The following is an 18,200-nucleotide window of genomic DNA, read 5'->3' as shown; positions in this document are numbered from 1 at the left end:
CGGGAGTGGTTATAGCAGCGGGGAAATGGAGTGGGCTATTCAAGCGGTCGTCATTCCGGGTTCGCGTCTTCGACGCGCCCCGGAATGACGCCGAAGGCCTCAGCGCTCGACGAACGCTTTTTCGATCACGAAATGGCCCGGCGTGTTGCCGCTGCCTTCGATGAAGCCGCCGGATTCGAACATCTGCTTAAGTTCCTCCAGCATGGCCGGGCTGCCGCACATCATGATGCGGTCGGTCTCGATGTTGAGCGGCGGCTGGTGGATGTCGTTGAACAACTGCTCGGATGAGATCAGGTCGGTGATGCGGCCGCGATTGCGGAACGGCTCGCGGGTCACGGTCGGATAGTACCGGAGCTTCTCCGACAATAGCGGCCCGAACAGCTCGTCATCGCGCAGCTTGGCGACCAGCTCTTCACCATAAGCAAGTTCGGAAACCTGGCGGCAACCGTGAACGAGCACGATGGTCTCGAACCGCTCATAGACGTCGGGGTCCTTGATCAAGCTGGCGAATGGCGCCAGTCCGGTGCCGGTCGACAGCAGCAAGAGGCGCTTGCCCGGAATCAGATTGTCGGTGATCAGCGTGCCGGTCGCCTTGCGGCCGACCAGAATCTCGTCGCCTTCGCGGATCTTCTGCAGCTTCGAGGTCAGCGGCCCGTCCGCGACCTTGATGGAGAAGAATTCGAGCTCTTCCTCGTGATTGGCGCTGGCCATGCTGTAGGCGCGCAGCAGCGGCCGACCCTCGACCTCGAGGCCGATCATCGCGAACTGGCCGTTCTGGAAGCGGAAACCGGAATCGCGGGTGGCCCGGAAGCTGAAAAGCGTATCGGTCCAGTGGCGGACAGAAAGGACTTTCTCTCTATAGAACGCGCTCATGTGTTTTCGTTCTTCCTGACGTCTCGATGTAGAACGTTTCGGTTTTCGGGCCTCGAAGCGCCAAGAAATCAGCGAAATCATTGGCGATTTGGCGCTTCATTTGCGCACGTGACACACATAGTCAATATGACCTGCAGCACAATTGAGAACTCGGAATGGCTGTCGGTCTAATTTGCAAAAAGGTTCGATTGGCTTCGTTAACGCTTTCTCGCGCAATTAACTTGCTGAATTCGGCAGCGATCTGGCAATAAATGACTACATCAGATTAAGAACGTTTCAAAAGAGATCGCATGCGAAGCCCAGCAGAGTTTCGAAAGGGAAAACCGGGCTTCTATCCGGACCAGGCGGTCTATGCCGAATTTGCCTGCGCTGAATTTGGGCTGGCGTTTCGCGATCTCGACGGCGGCTCGGGACTGATATTCAGCATCGCCTCGCGCGACAGGCTGCTTCATTTCGGTGCCGGCAGATGCTCCTGGTATCCGCAGAACAACGCGACGGCTTCGACACTGGCGTCTGATAAACATTTCGCAAGCAAAATTCTGCGAGACGCCGGCGTGCCCGCGCTCGGCGGCGAGTATTTCTTCCTGCACGATCGCCATCGCGCGCATCGCCCAGCAGGTCATGAGCGCAGCGATGCGATTGCATGTTTCAACGAATTGGGCAGGGCGGCTTTCGTCAAGCCGCTCACGGGCTCGCGCGGCGATTTCGCGCAACCCGTTCACGGCGAACCGGAGCTCGTTCGCTATCTCGACGACGTGATGAAGCATTATGACGCCGTTTTGATCCAGCCGATCGTCGATGGCATCGAGTATCGCGTTTTCCTACTCGACGATGACGTACTCTATTGCGCGCGAAAATATCCGCCGTTCGTCACGGGCGACGGCGTGCGTACCGTGCGCGAACTGCTCGCCGCCCACAACGACGCCCTGCGCACCCGCGGCCTGTCACCTGCTTCGCTGCCGACCAACGATCCATCGCTCGACGCCGTGCCGGCAAAGAGCGAGCGCCGCGAGATCCCCGGACGGACGAATCTGAGCGCGGGCGGCACGATGGTGCTGGTGGACGCCCCGTCCGAAGACACAATCGCGCTGGCGCGGCGGGCTGCGCGTGCGATCGGACTTCGCGTCGCGGCCATTGACATGTTCGTCGATATCGGCGGCCAACCCGATTCCACGCAACTCATCGAGGTCAATTCCAACCCGTCGATTCGGTTGCTAGAAAATTCCGATCGCGGCGACCTCATTCTGAAAATCTGGCACCATACCTTCACCGCTATGGGATTACTGTAGTGTTCGACCTGCCGAAATATGGCGACGGCGTCTGCCTCGCGCGCATGGCGGACCTGTTGGACATGCTGGCCGTTGACCGCGCACGGCTGCGGCGCATCTCGGTGGTGGTGACCGGCTCGAACGGCAAGGGCAGCACGGCGGTGATGTGCGCTCGAATCGGCCGCGCTTACGGTTTGCGCACGGGTCTCTTCACTTCCCCGCATCTGTTTCGTTTCAACGAACGGATACAGGTCGACGACGTCGAGATCGACGACGACGCGTTCGCCCGCCTGAAGCGTCAGGTCGAGGCCGTGGTCGCCGACATCTCGAGCCGTCGCGGTGAAATATTCGGCGCTTTCGAAGCGCTGTTCGCGCTCGCCTGCCTGCACTTCCAGAAGAGCGGATGCGATTTCGCGGTATTCGAGGCCGGCATCGGCGGACGCTACGATCCGGTCCGCCTGATTGGCGCGCGCGAGACATGCGTCACTTCGGTTGATTACGAGCATGTCGAATTGCTCGGAAACTCGCTCGAGCTGATCGCGTCCGACAAGAGCGACGCCTGCGCCGCCGGCGGCACGATTATATATGGCGAAAACTGCCGCGACCTGCGGCGACATCTCGTCGAGTATAATCGCTGGCGCGGCTGTACCCCGCTATTCGTCCGCGACGAGATCACCGTCGACAACGAGGTCCAATCCGCGTCAGGGCAGCATTTCGATTTCCAGTTCGGATATCATGATTTTCGCGGCATGGAGCTGGGCCTGCCCGGCGCTTTTCAGTTCAACAACGCTGCCATCGCCACGATCCTGTTCCTGCTCTGGCTGCAACGCGAGCATCCGCGCAAGGCTCTCGAGCGCATTGAAGCCGCTATCCGTTCGGGCCTGCGGGACGCGCGATGGCCCGGTCGTCTCGAAATCATTCAGCAAGATCCTCTCACGGTGATCGACGTCGGCCACACGCCGGACGGCATCCGGCAATCGCTTGCCAGCCTCTTCGCAATCCATGGCGATGAAAACTGGATCCTCGTCGCCGGCGCCTCACGCGACAAGAACGCGGACGAAATCGTCGGCGCACTGGCGCCATCCTTCGATACGATCATCTGCACGGCGGCGCATCACAAGGGGGCGGATGCTGAAGCGATCGCCGCCGCCGTGCGGCTCGCCAACGCCAAGGCGGATATTTGTCTCGCCGCGACAGTCGAGGATGCGGTACGACTCTCGCAGGAATTAGCCAAGACGAAGCGGCGAAGAATTTATGTGGCCGGCGGTTTATTCCTCGCGATCGAGTATGCGACCGTCGTCAAGGGCGGGCGCGCGCAAGATCTGAACTTTTTCTGAGTTCGTCATTCCGGGGCGGGCAAAGCGCGAACTATGGTGCGCAATTACGCGCCTGAGAATCTCGAGATTCCGGGTTCGCAACTTCGTTGCGCCCCGGAATGACGGTTGCGCTCCTAGTTACTCGACCCTTGGGTATCATCGAGCACCTTGAACGCCTCTTCGAGTTGCGGCGAGATCGAGACGCCGAGCTTCTCGCCGGTCGGCAGCCGCCCCACGAACCATTTGTTGTAGAGCGGCACCAGGTCGCGGCCCGAACCGAGCTTGCGAAAGGTGCGCTCGACCACGGCTTTCAACTGCGGCTCGCCCTTGCGGAACATGATGCCATAGGGATCGTAGGACAGATATTCGCTCGTCACCTTGAACTCGTCCTGGCTCTTGTGCCGCGCGATCAGGCCGTAGAGCAGGATGTCATCGGTCGCGAACGCATCCGCCTTGCCGTCCGCCAGCACCTGATAGGACTGTTCGTGATCGGGCGCTGTCACGATGTTGAGCCCGAGCGAAAATTTCTTGTCGATGGTGTGCATCGCCTGCTCGTTGGTGGTGCCTTTGGTCACCACCACGGTCTTGCCTTTCAGGTCCGTGGGCGCCGCAATCGTCGACGCCTTCGGCACCATCAGCTTGGTGCCGGCGACGAAGATCAGCGGCGAGAACGCCACCTGCTTGGCGCGTTCGGCATTGGCCGTGGTCGAGCCGCATTCGAGGTCGATCTTGTTTTGCGTCACGGCCGGGATGCGGTCGTCGGAGGTGACCTTGACGTATTCGATCCTGAGGTTGGCGTCATCGACCTCGATGCCGATCTCCTCGACAATCGCCTCGCAGAGTTCGAGGCTGTAGCCGATCGGCCGGTTGGACTGATCCAGGAACGAGAACGGCGGCGAGCTCTCGCGATAACCCAAACGCACGGTATTCGTCCGCTTGATGTTGGCAAGCGTCGGGCTAAGCCCCTCGCCGGCTGTTTGCGCCGACGCCGGACCCGCAAGCAGACAGGCCACCAGCAAAAGGCCGCTCGCCCCGATTGATCTCCTTGGGTACGGATGCATGCATCTCTCCCCTCACTGAGCCGGCACAGCATCGCCCGGAACAGCATCGGATGGAACGACGTCATCCGGCCCGAGTTCATGCTCCGCCTTCAGCTCGCCCTCCCACTTCGCCACCACGGCAGTCGCCAGCGAATTGCCGATCACGTTGGTGGCGCTCCGTCCCATGTCGAGGAAGGTGTCGATGCCCATGATCATGAGCAGGCCGGCCTCGGGAATGCCGAACTGGCTGAGTGTCGAGGCAATCACCACCAGCGAGGCGCGCGGCACACCGGCGACGCCCTTCGAGGTGATCATCAGCGTCGCGAGCATCGCAAGCTGGGTGCCGAGCGGCATGTCAATCTGGTAGGTCTGCGCGATGAAGACGCTTGCAAAGGTGCAGTACATCATCGTGCCGTCGAGGTTGAAAGAATAGCCGAGCGGCAGCACGAAGGCGGAAATCCGCGACGACGCCCCGAAGCGATTCAGGCCTTCCAGCGTCTTCGGATAGGCGGCTTCCGACGACGCCGTCGAGAACGCAATCATCAGCGGCTCCCGGATCAGACGCAGCAAATGGCTGTATCGCGGCCCGATCACGACAAAGCCGACCACGACCAGGATGCCCCACAGGATCAAGAGCGACAGATAGAAGCCGCCCATGAACACGATCAGCTTCCACAACACGCCAAGTCCGTTCTTCGATACCGTCGCCATGATCGCCGCCCACACCGCGATCGGCGCGAACAGCATCACATAGCCGGTCACCTTCAGCATGATGTGGGCGAGGTCGTCGATCAGCCCCATGATCGGCTTCGACCGCTCCGGCATCGCGCCGAGCGCCACCGCGAAGAACACCGCGAACACCACGATCTGCAGGATCTCGTTCTGCGCCATCGCATCCGCAATCGAGGTCGGAATCAGATGCGTCAGGAATTTCTCAATCGAGAAGGCCGAGACCGGCAAGCCGGTCGTTTGTGCCTTGTCGGGCAGCGTGCCGGGGAAGTTGGCGCCGGGCTGCAGCAGATTGACCATCACGAGCCCAAGCAGCAGCGAGACAAAGGAGGCGCTGACGAACCAGCCCATCGTCTTGGCGAACACGCGGCCCAGCTTGGAGCCTGAACCCATATGCGCGATGCCGCCGACGAGGGTGGCGAACACCAGCGGCGCGATGATCATCTTGATCAGGCGCAGGAACAGCATGGCGATCAGGTTTACGTCGGCCGCTATCTCCACCCGGCTGTCGGGCAGGAAGTTGTAAACCAGCGTCCCCATCACAATGCCGAGCGCCATTGCGATCAGGATAAGTTGCGTAAACCTGTTGGACATTTCTTGCCCCCGTTTTCTTGCAGCAACCGGCGAGCGGGAGTTTGGCAGATTTCACAACCGGCGCAACACAGATCAAGGATCGGCAGGTTTGCCGAAATGTTCCTGTTGTGGAATGCACACACGCTGACTAGCGTTCATGCAGCGCACAATCTGTGCAGTTGGATGCCTGGTGTGCGGTCAATTGCATCCGGAAACGCCAGAACAATTAGTACGTGGAGGGGAGAACGTCATGAACAACACCGTCAACCGTCAGATCCTGCTGGTCGAGAAGCCGACCGGCAAGCTGGGACTTGAGCATTTCAAGCTAGTCAATGGTGCGGTGCCCGAGCCGAAGGATGGTGAGGCGCTGGTACGGACACGTTATATTTCGCTGGATGCCGCCAACCGGGCCTGGATGCACGGCGCCACCTACCGCGCCGCGATTGAGGCCAACACCGTGATGGCAGGCGGCAGCATCGCGGAAGTCGTGTCCTCGAAAGCGCCAGGACTTGCGCCGGGAGATCTCGTGTTCGGCGACACCGGCTGGCAGGACTATGCCGCCGTGCCGGCAAAGCATCTGAACAAAATGCCGAGGCTGGAGCCGATGACGCATCTGCTCAGCGTCTACGGCGTCGCCGGCCTCACCGCCTATTTTGGTCTCTTACATGCCGGCAAGCCGAAGGAAGGTGAGACTGTCGTCGTGTCGGCGGCCGCGGGCTCGGTCGGATCGATCGTCGGGCAGATTGCCAAGATCAAGGGCTGCCATGTCGTCGGTATTGCCGGCGGCAAGGAGAAATGCCAGTGGCTGACCTCCGAACTCGGCTTCGATGCTGCCGTCGATTACAAGGATGGCGCCACCTTCAAGGCGCTGCGATCAGCCGCGCCCAAGGGCATCGACGTCTACTTCGACAATGTCGGCGGCGACATTCTCGAAGCCTGCCTTTCGCTGATGAACAACCGCGGCCGCATCGCCTGCTGCGGCGCGATCTCGCAATATGACGGCGTGCCGTCGGCCCACGGCCCACGCGGCGTGCCCGGCCTGATTGTGGTGAAGCGCCTCATCGTGCAGGGTTTCATCGTGATGGACTTTATGGACCAGAGCGCTGCGGCGCTGGCCGATCTGCAGTCCTGGGTCGCTTCCGGCAAACTGAAGGTGCAGGAGGACGTGATCGATGGAATCGAGAACACGCCAAAGGCGCTGATCGGTTTGCTCGCCGGCGAGAACCGCGGCAAGCGCATGGTGAAGGTGTAGGCCTGCTCTGGATTAACCTCGCCCCGCTTGCGGGGCGAGGTCGGATCGCTTTTGCGATCCGGGTGAGGGGGTACAGGTCTATGATCAACACCTGACTCGCGGATAGGCCCCTCTCCCCGCCCCTCTAAGAGCGAGTTTCGCTCGTCTCCACCCTGCAAGAGCGGGGGCGAGGAAGTCCGAGCACCACGGCTAGGCCATGGATCATTGCTTCACGGTGCCGACGGTCTGCGTCTCCAGGTTGAACAGCCTTTCCGCGGTGCGGCCGAGGATGTCGGCTTTATCGTCGTCGCTTAGCGATGCCGAGTCGAAAATGTGGTCCACCGGATTGAGCTGCCAGGGATAGGGATAGTCGCTGCCCAGCACGATCTGGCTGGCGCCAACCTGGGCTGCCAGATGGCGGATCGCCTCCGGTGAGAAGATCAGGGAATCGAAATAGATCTGCTTGAGGTAATCGCTGGGCTTTTGCCTGAGCTGCACCGCCGGATTGCAGCCTTTGGGACCGACAAGGCAGGCATGGTCCGAGCGATCGGCGTAGGACGGCAGGAAGCCGCCGCCATGGGCTGCGATCACTTTTAGCCCAGGAAAGCGATCGAAGGTACCCTCGAAGATAAGATGCGAGAGCGCCAGGGTCGTTCCCAGCGGATTGCCGATCGTGTTGGCAAGCCAGCCGTTGCCGCTCAATCGCTTGCTGAGTTCGGGAATGCCCTGCGGATGGATAAACAGGGGCACGCCGAGTTCTTCGGCCTTAGCCCATACCGGGTGGAATTTCGGATCGGAGAATTCGACGCCGTTGACGACGTCGCCGATCGCGGCTCCCTTCAGGCCCTGCTTCTTCACCGCGGTCTCGAGTTCCTGCACGGCCAGATCGGGCGCCTGCAGGGTAAGAGAGGCGAAAGCTGCAAACCGGTCCGGCTTCGAGGCACAGAGCTCAGCCAGCTTTTCGTTCTGAATCTTCACGATCTGGCCGGCCAGATCGCGCTCGCGGTTGTACCAGAACGGATTGATCGACAGCACTTCCATATCGACAGCCTGGGCATCCATGGCGGCAAGCCGCTGATTGATTTCGATGAAAGCCTCTTCCGCGCCGCTGACCGGCGGAAGCTGGGCTGCGGCGGCATCCGGGCCGAGCAGCGCGCCGGCTTCGCGGAAATGGCAGTGGGAGTGGACGTCGATCGTTCTGACTCGTTGTCCGGCGACCCTGACCGGCAGAATCTGGCGTGACTGCCCAGCCTGAACGCTGTGCAAGAGACCGCAGTTGCAGAAGACGATGCCGGAAGCAAGGGCCGCGCTGCCGGTCTTCAGAAAATCACGACGAGTGGTCATGGCAAGCTTCCTCCATGTTTTCTTGTCTATTTCCAATCAGGCATCCTGTTTTCCGAATGAAATGGCAATCGGCGAACAGGCAGACGTTTGGGGAGTACGCGAGGCGACGCCACGCTGACGGCGACGCGTCTCGTCGTCGCACGTGGCCGCCTACAACATCAGAACGGAAAATTGGTTCCGCCAGACCGGCTTGACGCGAGGTTTTGCGCGACCTCGTCCTTATCGCTTCAGGCAAACCAGAAGCTGCAGGAGAATGTGATCGACGGCCCAGAAAGCACGCCGAAGGCACTGATTGGCCTGCTGCTCACCGGCGAGAACCGCGGCAAGCGAATGGTGAGGGTGTGACGCTCGGTGTTGCTTAACCTCGCCCCGCTTGCGGGGAGAGGTCGGATTGCGGAGCAATCCGGGTGAGGGGGGTACAGGTTTGTCATCGAGGCCCGACTCGCGGATAGGCACCTCACCCCGACCCTCTCCCCGCAAGAGCGGGGCGAGGGAGGTTCGGCAGCACGGCTAATGCGCTGACGTCGCCGCCGTCGCCTGCACGCTTGCCTTCCGCTTCCGCTCCTTCAGCCAGTTCTCGAACCGCTGGATCACGACAAAGAACGTCGGCACGAACAGCACCGCCAGGCACGTTGACGCCAGCATGCCCGAGAACACGGTGATGCCGATCGACTTCCGCGCATTGGCGCCGGCACCGGTGGCGAGCACCAGCGGCACGACGCCGAGGATGAAGGCGAATGACGTCATCAGGATCGGACGGAAACGGGCGCGCGCCGCCTCGATTGCAGACTCCAAGAGCGGCTTGCGGTCGCGCACATGGAGCTCTAGCGCCACCTCGACGATCAGGATCGCGTTCTTGGCCGACAACGCAATCAAGAGGATGATGCCGATCTGGGTGTAGAGATTGTTCTCGATCCTCAGCCCGCTCAGCACCAGCATCGGCCCGAGCAGCGACAGCGGTACCGCGAGGATCACCGAGACCGGCGCGTACCAGCTCTCATATTGCCCGGCCAGCACGAGATACACCAGCAGCAGAGCCAGGCCGAACGCCCAGTAGATCTGGCCGCCGACGACCTTCTCCTGGTACGACATCGCCGTCCACTCGAAGCCGGTGCCCGGCGGCAGCGTCTTGGCGGCGATCTCCTCCATGAGATTCATCGACTGGCCGGAGCTGTAACCCGTGGCGGGGAGGCCGATGATGGTGGCCGACGGATAGAGATTATACAGGCTGATCAGCGACGGCCCGACTGCCGGCGTGATCTTCGCGACCGCGCCGAGCGGGATCATGTCGCCCTGGCTATTGCGCACCGTCATCCGTCCGATGTCACGCGGCGTCAGGCGGAATTGCGCATCGCCCTGCGTATAGACCTGGAAGGTACGGCCGAACTTGTTGAACTGGTTGACGTAGCTCGACCCCATGTAGGACGACAATGTCGAGAAGACCTGGTCGGTCGTAACATGCATGGTCTGGGCCTTGACCCGATCTACCTCGACGTCGAACTGCGGCACCATCGAGCGGAACGGCGAGCTGACCCGCTGCAGCGCGCTTTGCGACGCCGCATTGGAAACCATCGCGCCCGTGATTGCCTGCAGCTTGCTGAAATCGGAATTGCCGTCGCGAAGCTGCACCTGCATCGCAAAGCCGGCAGCGTTGCCGATGCCCTGGATCGGCGGCGGCGGAACCACGAGGATCCGCGCTTCCTCGATGACAGACAGTTTTTCGTTCAAGCCGACGAACAGCGATCGCAGATCCTCGCCCTCGCCGCGCGCACTCCACTCCTTGAGGATCAGATAGGCCACGCCGGCATTGGCAAGGCTGGAGGAATTGTCGAGCGCGGAGATGCCGGCAATGGTGATCACCTGCTCGACGCCCGCGGATTTGCCGGTTATTTCGCTGACCCGCGTCAGCACGCGCTGGGTCCGCTCCAGCGCCGCGCCGTCAGGCAATTGCACGGCGACCAGCAGATAGCCCTGGTCCTCAATCGGAATGAAACCGGTCGGCACCCGCGACAGCCCGTAACCGCCGATCGCGATCAGAATCAGCGCGCAGACGACCGACACGTTGCTGTGCGCGACCAGCCCGCTGATCAGCCGGCCATACCAAGCTTCGAGGCGGTTATAGACGGCATTGAATCCGCGGTAGAAAAAATTGCGCTGTTCCGGCGGCGCGGGCCGGCGCAGCCATAGGGCGCACTGCGTCGGCTTCAGGGTCGCGGCATTGATCGCGCTGAGCAGCGCGGTCGCGGCAATCACCAGCGCGAACTGCGCATACATCCGCCCCGTCAGTCCCGGCAGGAAGGCCGACGGCAAGAATACAGAGACCAGCACCAGCGTGATGCCGATGATCGGCGCAAACAGCGCATCCATTGCGCTGATCGCCGCGTCATGGCCGGACATCCCCTTCTCGATATTGTGGGCCGCGCCTTCGACCACGACGATGGCATCGTCGACCACGATGCCGATCGCGAGCACGATCGCAAACAGCGTCGAGATGTTGACGGTAAATCCGAGCGCCGCCATCGCCGCGAAGGCGCCGATGATGGTCACCGGCACCGTGGTCGCCGGCACCAGCATCGCGCGCCAGTCCTGCAGGAAGATCAGGATCACGACGAGCACAAGCAAGCCGGCTTCGATCAGCGTCTTGTAGACCTCGTTGATCGATTCGGAGACGAATTTGGTGGTGTCGAACGGCGCGTCGTAGACAACGTCCTGCGGAAATGACTTGGCCAGCACCTCCATCTTCTGCTTGACGGCCTTCTCGACCTCGAGCGCATTGGCGCCGGGCGATTGAAATACGCCGATACCGGTGGCGGGCTTGTTGTTGAGCGAAAAGATCTGACTGTAGGTCTGGGCGCCGAGCTCCACCCAGCCGACGTCGCGCACGCGCGTGACATCGCCGCTGTTGCCGGTCTTGACGATGACGTTCTCGAATTCGCTGGTGTCGTCGAGCCGTCCGCTGACGTTCAGCGTATATTGGAACGCCTGACCGGCAGGTGCCGGCGGCGCGCCGACCTGACCCGCGGTGACCTGCTGGCTCTGCTGCTGGATCGCCGAGATCACGTCCTGCGGCATCAGGTTGCGCGCCTGCAGCTTGTTCGGATCGAGCCAGACCCGCATCGAATATTGACCGGCGCCGAACACGGTGACGTTGCCGACGCCGGGCAGGCGCGACAGCTCGTCGCGAATGTTGATGGTGGCGTAATTGCTCAGGAACAGGCTGTCATAGGTCGATTTCGGCGATGTCAGCGTCACGAACAGCAGGATCGCCGTCGACCTCTTCTGCACGGTGACGCCCTGGTTCTGCACCGATTGCGGCAATTGCGACAGCGCGCTGGAGACCCGGTTCTGCACCAGCACCTGCGCGAAATTGAGGTCGGTGCCGATCTTGAACGTGACCGTCAGCGAATAGGAGCCGTCGGCGCCGCTATAGGACTGCATGTAGAGCATGTCCTCGACACCGTTGACCTGCTGCTCAATCGGCAGCGCCACCGTGTCGATCACGGTTTTCGCGCTCGCGCCGGGATAACGGGTCGTCACCTGCACCGTCGGCGGCACGACGTCGGGATATTGCGCAACCGCAAGCCGGAACAGGCAGACGCCGCCGATCAGGATCATCAGGATTGCAATGACGTTGGAAAGAACGGGCCGCTCGATGAAAAATTTTGAAATCATGGCCGGCTCCTACTTGGCGGACGCCGGCTGCGCTTCGACCGTCCTGAGTTGCGGATCGACCTTCTGGCCGGGGATCGCACGCAATAACCCGACGGTAATGATCCGGTCGTCGACCTTCAGGCCTTCCTCGATGACACGCAGTTCGCCTTCCAGCGGTCCGACGCGCACCTTGCGCTGCTCGACAATATTTTCACCGTTCACGACCAGCACGTAGCGTCCGGCCTGATCGCTGCCGAGCGCCACGTCAGGCACGAACAGCGCGTTTTGCACCTGATCCATCGGCACGCGAATTCGGACGAAGAATCCCGGCAGCAGCGCGCGGTCCGCATTGGGCAGCACGCCGCGCACGGGCAGCGTGCCGGTCGACTGGTTCAGCGTCGCTGCGGCATAATCGAGCTTGCCCTTGTGCGGAAAGCCGGTTTCGGTCTGCAGGCCCACCTCGATCGGCAACTGCCTGAGATCGTCAGGTGTCATCCCGCGCCGGCGCGCTTCCTCGCGGATCCGCAGCACGTCCTGTTCATTGACGTTGAAATTCACATAGATCGGGTCGAGTGCCACGATGGTGGCGAGTTGGGTCGGCGACGATGCGCCGACGAGTTCGCCGACCGAGACGAGATGCGCGCTGACGACCCCGTCGAACGGCGCGACCACATTGGTGTAACCGTAATTGACCGCCGCGATCTTGGTATTGACCTGGGCCTGCAGCAGGTTCGCTTGCGCATTGTCGCGCGTCGACGTGGAAGTATCCAACGTCGCCTGGGACACGGCCTGCCGCTGCACCAACTCCTGCTGGCGCTTGAAATCCGCCTCGGCCTGTCGCACCGAGGCCTGCGCGCCGGACTCCGCAGCCTGCGCCTGTTCGAGCTTCAGCTTGTAGGTGTCGGGCTCGATCGTGAACAGCGACGTGCCCTCCTTCACGAAGGCGCCGTCCTTGTAGTTGATCGATTGCAGAAAGCCCTGCACGCGCGCGACCAGATCGACGTTCTTGATCGCGGCGGTATTGCCGGTCGCTTCCAGATAGCGCGTGAAAGGCCGCTGCACCGGCACCGCGACTTCGACCTTGGGCGCTGGCGGCGGGACAAAAGTATTTTGTTCGCAGGCACTTAAGATGCCCATCGCGCCAAGGGCGAAGGCTGCACGGCAGACGGCGGCGCCTCTTTCTGCGGCGGTGCCGTGTGATCTCAAGCGTGCAGGCGAACGCGAAGCCTTCATTTTTGGTGGCCCAATAGGTTTGTTCTGGAAAAGGCTTTATTCAGAAATCGGCTTTCCGCCATCCCATGAAAATAGCAACAATCCGCTTGCGGCGGAACCGGAAAGCGAAAATGATGCGACCTGATTTTTCTGCAGGCGTATTCAAGATTTCAGTTCGGTTGAAGCGGCGGTTTCCAGCGACAACAAAAGGATTTATTCAAATGATCAAGACGCTGACGCGCGTTGCGAAGCTTGGGCCGCTAGTTGCAGCCGCCGCGCTATTCGCAACTGCGGCATCCGCGCAAGCGCCGAGCCAGGCGCAACGCGACGCGATCAAGTCCCAGTGCCGCTCCGACTACATAGCGCATTGCTCCAGCGTGCCGCCGGGCGGCGAGGCGGCGCTGCAATGCCTGCAGAAGAACATGTCGAGCCTCTCGTCAAGCTGTCAGGGCGCGGTGCGCGCCGTAGCGGCGCCGGCGGCTGCGCCCGCCAAACCGGCAGAAGCGGCCAAGCCCGCGGAAACCGCCAAGCCGGCCGAGGCCGCGCCGGCGAAAACCGCGGCACCGGCCGCTGCAACGGCAGCGCCGGCCAAATCCGCCGCGCCAAAGACTGCGGCCGCTGTGCCCGCCGGGCAACCGACCAGCGCACAGATTTCCGCCATCCGCAGCGCATGCCGCTCCGATTATCCGAAGGTCTGCGCCGGCGTGCCGACCGGCGGCGCACCCGCGCTGCAATGCCTGGAGAAGAATAAGGGGAAGCTTTCGGCCGGCTGCGAGAAGGCGGTCGCTGCCGCCAGCGCCGGTGGGCCGGCAGCGCCCGCAGCAGGCGCGGCGCCAGCCGCACCAGGTGCCGCAGCTACCGCTGCGCCGGCAGCGGCTCCGACCGTTATTGTGTTGCGGCCGATGCGCCCGCGCGAGGAACTGCTCGTGCTTCGATCGGCCTGCGGCGCCGACGTCCGCACGATTTGCGGCGACGTGCCCGCTGGTGGCGGCCGGATCGTACAATGCCTGGCGAACCATGCCGCCCAGCTTTCGCCGGCCTGCAAGGACGTGCTGTCGCAGTTCGCGGTGCGATAATCACGCCTGTGCGGCGATCCTCGGTTGATCCGGGGATCGCCGGTCAGTCACCGCCGCGAAAGGCGAGGATGAGCTGAATGAGCCGGACCGATAGCGCGACATAAAGCATCGCCATCAGGAGTTGGTACGCGATATGCCAGTTGAGCTTGGCAAGTTTGTGGAGGCCGTCGAGAAAGTTCAGCAGCAGGAGAATGACGCCGAACAACATGACGCCGCGGCCGACGAGACCGTGGCGCAGATAGCCGAACAGGACGATCGCTGGCTCGTTACTCGAGACATGGGCGCCGGCGGATATGATCAACGTCCCGATGATCATCTTCTCGACGTGTGAAAAGATTTCCTTGGAGACCGGCTCGACGCGTTCGGAATAGAACGCCAGCCATTTGGTTCTGACCTGCGCCATGAATCTTCCTCGGGTTTTCCTCAGCGATGAATGGAGCTTCACTAGAGCATCCGCAGAACCTTCCCAAGAGACTTTCAAGAAGAAACTTTCAGGCCTGAACATCAACCAGTACCAGTCCGGGAGATTAACATGCGTTCCTTCCTGCTGATGGCAGCCGCCGTGCTGTCCTTTTCCGCCACCATGACGTTCGAAACCACCGAAGCCAACGCGGTGGTCTGTGCCCGCGGCGTCGCCAGGGCCGGTTGCGCCGGAGCGCGCGGCGCGGTCGTCGTCCGCAAGCCTGCCGTGGTTTGCAGGACCGTGGTGGTGAATGGCGTGAAGGTTCGCCGCTGCACTTGAGCCCCAGGCGTTTCCGTCGAAGGCACGGTCAAGCCAGTGCTGCCGCAGAGCGGACAACCGTTCGCGGACAGAACTGGCGGAGCTGAACAGCGCCCCAAGAGGTCGGTCCCTGGCGCGCTCCGGACTGGGTCCAGGCCGCGCTCGCCCACCATTTTTCTGTAGCGCAAATTTCCGGCGCGGATTAGTCTCCAGTCCAAATTAGTAAGTATACTGTCTAATTGGGAGGAAGACGTGCGTATCGCCGTCATCGGCGGAGGCCCCGGCGGTCTCTATTTTGCCTATCTCTGGAAGCGGCGTCATCCGGACGCGCATATCGACCTGTTCGAACAGAACCCCGAAGGTGCGACCTGGGGGTTTGGCGTGGTGTTCTCCGAACAGGCGCTGGAATTCTTGCGCGCCGACGATCCTGAGACGGTCGACGCCATCACGCCGCGGATGGAAAGCTGGAAGAACATCACGCTCAATTTGCGTGGAGAGAGCGTCGAGATCGACGGCATCGGCTTCTCCTCGATCGGCCGGCTCGAACTACTCACCATCCTGCAGCAGCGCGTCCGCGTGGCAGGCGTGGCGGCGCGATACGGCACCACGATCCAGTCTTTGGACGAACTCGGCGGATACGATCTGATCGTCGCCGCCGACGGACTGAACTCGCTGGTGCGCCGCGGCTTTGAGAAGGAATTCGGGACCTCGATTTCGCACTCGACCAACAAGTTCGCCTGGTACGGCACCAGCAAACGCTTTGCCACGCTGTCGCAGACGTTTGTGAAGACCGATCTGGGGTCCTTCAACGCGCATCACTATCGCTATTCGCCCGCAATGAGCACGTTCCTGGTCGAATGTGATGCGGCCACCTGGCAGGCTTATGGCTTCGAGCACAAGACGATTGAACAGTCGCAGGCGATCTGCGAGGAAATCTTCGCGGATACCCTCGAAGGCCACCCGCTGGTCTCGAACAAATCGGTGTGGCGCAATTTCCCCTGGATCTGGAACGAGAACTGGTCGCACCGCAACATGGTGCTGATTGGCGACGCCCTGCATACCGCGCATTTCTCGATCGGCTCGGGCACCCGGCTCGCGATCGAAGACGCGATCGCGCTGACCAAGGCGCTCGAGGCAGAGACGGCAATTCCCGCAGGCATTGCCCGCTACCAGGCCGAACGCAAGCCGATCGTGCAGAAGCTGGTGACGGCGGCGCGCACCAGCGCCGATTGGTATGAACATTTCCCCGAACACATGAAGCTCGACCTGATGGATTTTGCCTACAGCTACATCACTCGCTCCGGGCGGATCGCCGACGCCCGGTTGCGGGCGATGTCGCCGGAATTCATGGCGCGCTACGAGGCCGCGAAAAAGGTGGGGAGCCAGGCATGACGTCAGAAGTTTCCGATTTGGTCCCCCGCGACAATCCGGGCGCGCGCGAGATCGGCTTTGCGATCCCGGAACGCTATAACGCCAGCCGCATCCTCTTTGACAATCTCGCGGCCGGCCACGGCGACCGGCTGGCGCTGACCGGTCCCGGCGGCACGCGCACCTACGCTGAGCTCTGCGCCGAGGCCGCGCAATGGGGACATGGCTTTCAGTCGCTCGGCCTGAAGCGCGGCGACCGCATCCTCATGTTCCTCGACGATACGCCGGCCTATCCAGCGGCATTTTTCGGCGCGGTGCGCTCAGGCTTGGTGCCGTTGTTGATCAACACGCTGACGCCGCCGGACTTGCTGCAGTTCTATCTCTCGGACGCCGGCGCGGCGGTGGCGGTCGCGGAGGCCGAATTTACGTCGCGGTTCAACGCGGAGGCATGCAAGGACACGCCGCTGCAAACCTTGGTCGTGGTCAATGGCGCGGCGGGCGAACACGCCGTATCGAAGAGCCTCGACGCGGCGAAGTGGCTGCATGGCTTCGCCGCCGATCTGCCGGAAGCCGACACGCACCGCGACGAGATGGCGTTCTGGATGTATTCATCCGGCTCGACCGGCCGCCCCAAGGGCATCGTCCATCTGCAGCACGACATGGCCTACAGCGAGCAGGCCTTTGCGCGTAACGTGCTCAAGCTCGGGCCCGACGACATCTGCTTCTCGGTGCCGAAAATCTTCTTCGCCTACGGTTTCGGTAACGCCATCACCTTCCCGTTCTCGGTCGGCGCGGGGACGCTATTGTTGCCCGGCCAGCCAAAGCCGGCCGCGATCTTCGCGGCGATCGAAAAGTACCGGCCCTCCGTGTTCTACGGATTGCCGACGCTTTACACCTCGCTGACCAAGGCCGAGGGTGCGGCAGCCACCGATTTCTCGTCGCTGCGGATGGCGCTATCGGCAGCCGAAGTGCTGTCGGCGGAGGTGTTCAACGGCTGGAAGAAGCTGACGGGGCTGGAGATCATCGAGGGACTCGGTTCGACGGAAGTCCTGCACATTTATCTCTCCAACCTTCCCGAGAAGAAGAAGCTCGGCGCCGCCGGCCTGCGCGTGCCCGGCTACGAAATCCTGCTCAAGGATAACGACGGCCGCGAAGTCGGCGACAATGAGGAAGGTATCTTGTGGGTCCGCGGCGATTCCAATACGCCGCTGTACTGGAACCGGCCGGACAAGTCGGCGGAGACGATTCGCGAGGGCGGCTGGATCTACACCGGCGACCGCTTCATGCGCGATGCCGACGGCTTTCACTTCTTCCGCGGCCGCGCCGACGACCTGGTCAAGATATCAGGCCAGTGGGTCTACCCGCTTGAGGTCGAGCTCTGCCTCGCCGAGCACCCCGACATCAGGGAATGCGCCGTGTTCGCCGCCGAATTGCCTGATCGGCGCATGACGCTGAAGGCGGTGGTGGTAATGAACAAGGGCGAGTTCGACACCAATGATGCCACGAAGAAGCTGCAGGATTACGTCAAGACAAAACTGCTGCCCTACAAATATCCGCGCGAGATCACCTTCATCGCGGAGCTGCCGAAGACCGGCACAGGCAAGATTGATCGGCAAGCGTTGACGAAGATGTAACGGCGAGCTCCGCCGCACTCCCTCTCCCGCTTGCGGAGGAGGCGCGGGTGGGGGTCTCTCCCCGCGACCCGCTCGCCGAGTGGATAGACTTTTCCCCACCCGCCGCGCTCTGACGAGCGCGTCGACCTCCCCCGCAAGCGGGAGAGGTAAGGGAAACCCGGCGG

At 62.0% G+C, this 18,200-nt stretch carries 15 protein-coding genes; 8 read left to right on the top strand and 7 right to left on the bottom strand.

Features of this window, described 5'->3' with window-relative positions; genetic code table 11:
• Positions 1–99: 99 nt before the first annotated feature.
• A complete protein-coding gene (locus HCN58_RS09740; RefSeq protein ID WP_171579136.1) occupies positions 100–873 on the bottom strand; it encodes a ferredoxin--NADP reductase in 774 nt (257 codons plus the stop codon).
• A gap of 290 nt (positions 874–1,163) precedes the next feature.
• On the opposite strand from HCN58_RS09740, the gene HCN58_RS09735 reads away from it, so the two are divergent.
• Positions 1,164–2,162 carry a hypothetical protein gene (locus tag HCN58_RS09735; RefSeq protein WP_171579135.1) on the top strand — a complete coding sequence of 333 codons (999 nt, stop codon included), beginning with the start codon at positions 1,164–1,166 and terminating at the stop codon, positions 2,160–2,162.
• On the top strand, positions 2,162–3,478 hold the full coding sequence (locus HCN58_RS09730; protein WP_171579134.1) for a bifunctional folylpolyglutamate synthase/dihydrofolate synthase: 1,317 nt from the start codon (positions 2,162–2,164) through the stop codon (positions 3,476–3,478). The genes HCN58_RS09735 and HCN58_RS09730 overlap by 1 nt, the downstream gene beginning before the upstream one ends.
• 113 nt (positions 3,479–3,591) lie before the next feature.
• On the opposite strand, the gene HCN58_RS09725 is transcribed toward HCN58_RS09730, so the two are convergent.
• Positions 3,592–4,518 carry an amino acid ABC transporter substrate-binding protein gene (locus tag HCN58_RS09725; protein ID WP_171579133.1) on the bottom strand — a complete coding sequence of 309 codons (927 nt, stop codon included), beginning with the start codon at positions 4,516–4,518 and terminating at the stop codon, positions 3,592–3,594.
• A gap of 12 nt (positions 4,519–4,530) precedes the next feature.
• Positions 4,531–5,820, bottom strand: a complete 1,290-nt coding sequence (locus tag HCN58_RS09720; RefSeq protein ID WP_171579132.1) for a dicarboxylate/amino acid:cation symporter — start codon at positions 5,818–5,820, stop codon at positions 4,531–4,533.
• Positions 5,821–6,049: 229 nt separating this feature from the next.
• Here HCN58_RS09720 and HCN58_RS09715 point away from each other — a divergent pair, with 229 nt between their 5' ends.
• Positions 6,050–7,051 carry an NADP-dependent oxidoreductase gene (locus tag HCN58_RS09715; protein WP_171579131.1) on the top strand — a complete coding sequence of 334 codons (1,002 nt, stop codon included), beginning with the start codon at positions 6,050–6,052 and terminating at the stop codon, positions 7,049–7,051.
• A 201-nt stretch (positions 7,052–7,252) separates the two neighbouring features.
• Here the strand turns inward: HCN58_RS09715 and HCN58_RS09710 are convergent, their stop codons facing one another.
• From HCN58_RS09710 to HCN58_RS09700, 3 genes are all read right to left on the bottom strand, one after another.
• Positions 7,253–8,374 (bottom strand): amidohydrolase family protein, encoded by a 1,122-nt coding sequence (locus HCN58_RS09710; RefSeq protein WP_171579130.1) that lies wholly within the window; start codon positions 8,372–8,374, stop codon positions 7,253–7,255.
• A 510-nt stretch (positions 8,375–8,884) separates the two neighbouring features.
• The gene (locus HCN58_RS09705) at positions 8,885–12,046 is read right to left on the bottom strand and encodes an efflux RND transporter permease subunit (protein WP_171579129.1); all 3,162 of its coding nucleotides are present in this window, start codon (positions 12,044–12,046) and stop codon (positions 8,885–8,887) included.
• 9 nt (positions 12,047–12,055) lie between these two features.
• A complete protein-coding gene (locus HCN58_RS09700) occupies positions 12,056–13,162 on the bottom strand; it encodes an efflux RND transporter periplasmic adaptor subunit (RefSeq protein WP_376701163.1) in 1,107 nt (368 codons plus the stop codon).
• On the opposite strand from HCN58_RS09700, the gene HCN58_RS09695 reads away from it, so the two are divergent.
• Together HCN58_RS09695 and HCN58_RS09690 are read left to right on the top strand one after the other, a co-directional pair.
• Positions 13,155–13,382: a hypothetical protein gene (locus HCN58_RS09695; protein ID WP_171578671.1), complete on the top strand. Its 228-nt coding sequence runs from the start codon at positions 13,155–13,157 to the stop codon at positions 13,380–13,382. The genes HCN58_RS09700 and HCN58_RS09695 overlap by 8 nt on opposite strands.
• Before the next feature lie 76 nt (positions 13,383–13,458).
• Positions 13,459–14,313, top strand: a complete 855-nt coding sequence (locus HCN58_RS09690; protein ID WP_171579127.1) for a cysteine rich repeat-containing protein — start codon at positions 13,459–13,461, stop codon at positions 14,311–14,313.
• A 43-nt stretch (positions 14,314–14,356) separates the two neighbouring features.
• On the opposite strand, the gene HCN58_RS09685 is transcribed toward HCN58_RS09690, so the two are convergent.
• A complete protein-coding gene (locus HCN58_RS09685; RefSeq protein ID WP_171579126.1) occupies positions 14,357–14,716 on the bottom strand; it encodes a hypothetical protein in 360 nt (119 codons plus the stop codon).
• 129 nt (positions 14,717–14,845) lie between these two features.
• Between HCN58_RS09685 and HCN58_RS09680 the strand changes: the two genes are divergently transcribed.
• The 3 genes from HCN58_RS09680 to HCN58_RS09670 all read left to right on the top strand — a co-directional run bounded on the left by HCN58_RS09680 (position 14,846) and on the right by HCN58_RS09670 (position 18,036).
• Entirely contained in the window at positions 14,846–15,055 is a 210-nt protein-coding gene (locus HCN58_RS09680; protein ID WP_171579125.1) for a hypothetical protein, read from the top strand.
• A gap of 231 nt (positions 15,056–15,286) precedes the next feature.
• Positions 15,287–16,426: an FAD-dependent monooxygenase gene (locus HCN58_RS09675; RefSeq protein WP_171579124.1), complete on the top strand. Its 1,140-nt coding sequence runs from the start codon at positions 15,287–15,289 to the stop codon at positions 16,424–16,426.
• Positions 16,423–18,036: a benzoate-CoA ligase family protein gene (locus HCN58_RS09670; protein WP_171579123.1), complete on the top strand. Its 1,614-nt coding sequence runs from the start codon at positions 16,423–16,425 to the stop codon at positions 18,034–18,036. Before HCN58_RS09675 ends, HCN58_RS09670 begins: the two co-directional genes overlap by 4 nt.
• The last annotated feature ends 164 nt before the right edge of the window (positions 18,037–18,200 follow it).

Origin of the sequence: Bradyrhizobium australiense (genome assembly GCF_013114825.1) — a bacterium.
GTDB lineage: Bacteria > Pseudomonadota > Alphaproteobacteria > Rhizobiales > Xanthobacteraceae > Bradyrhizobium > Bradyrhizobium australiense.
The sequence above is the reverse complement of the archived record's forward strand: the minus strand, read 5'-3'. Positions and strand labels throughout refer to the sequence as shown.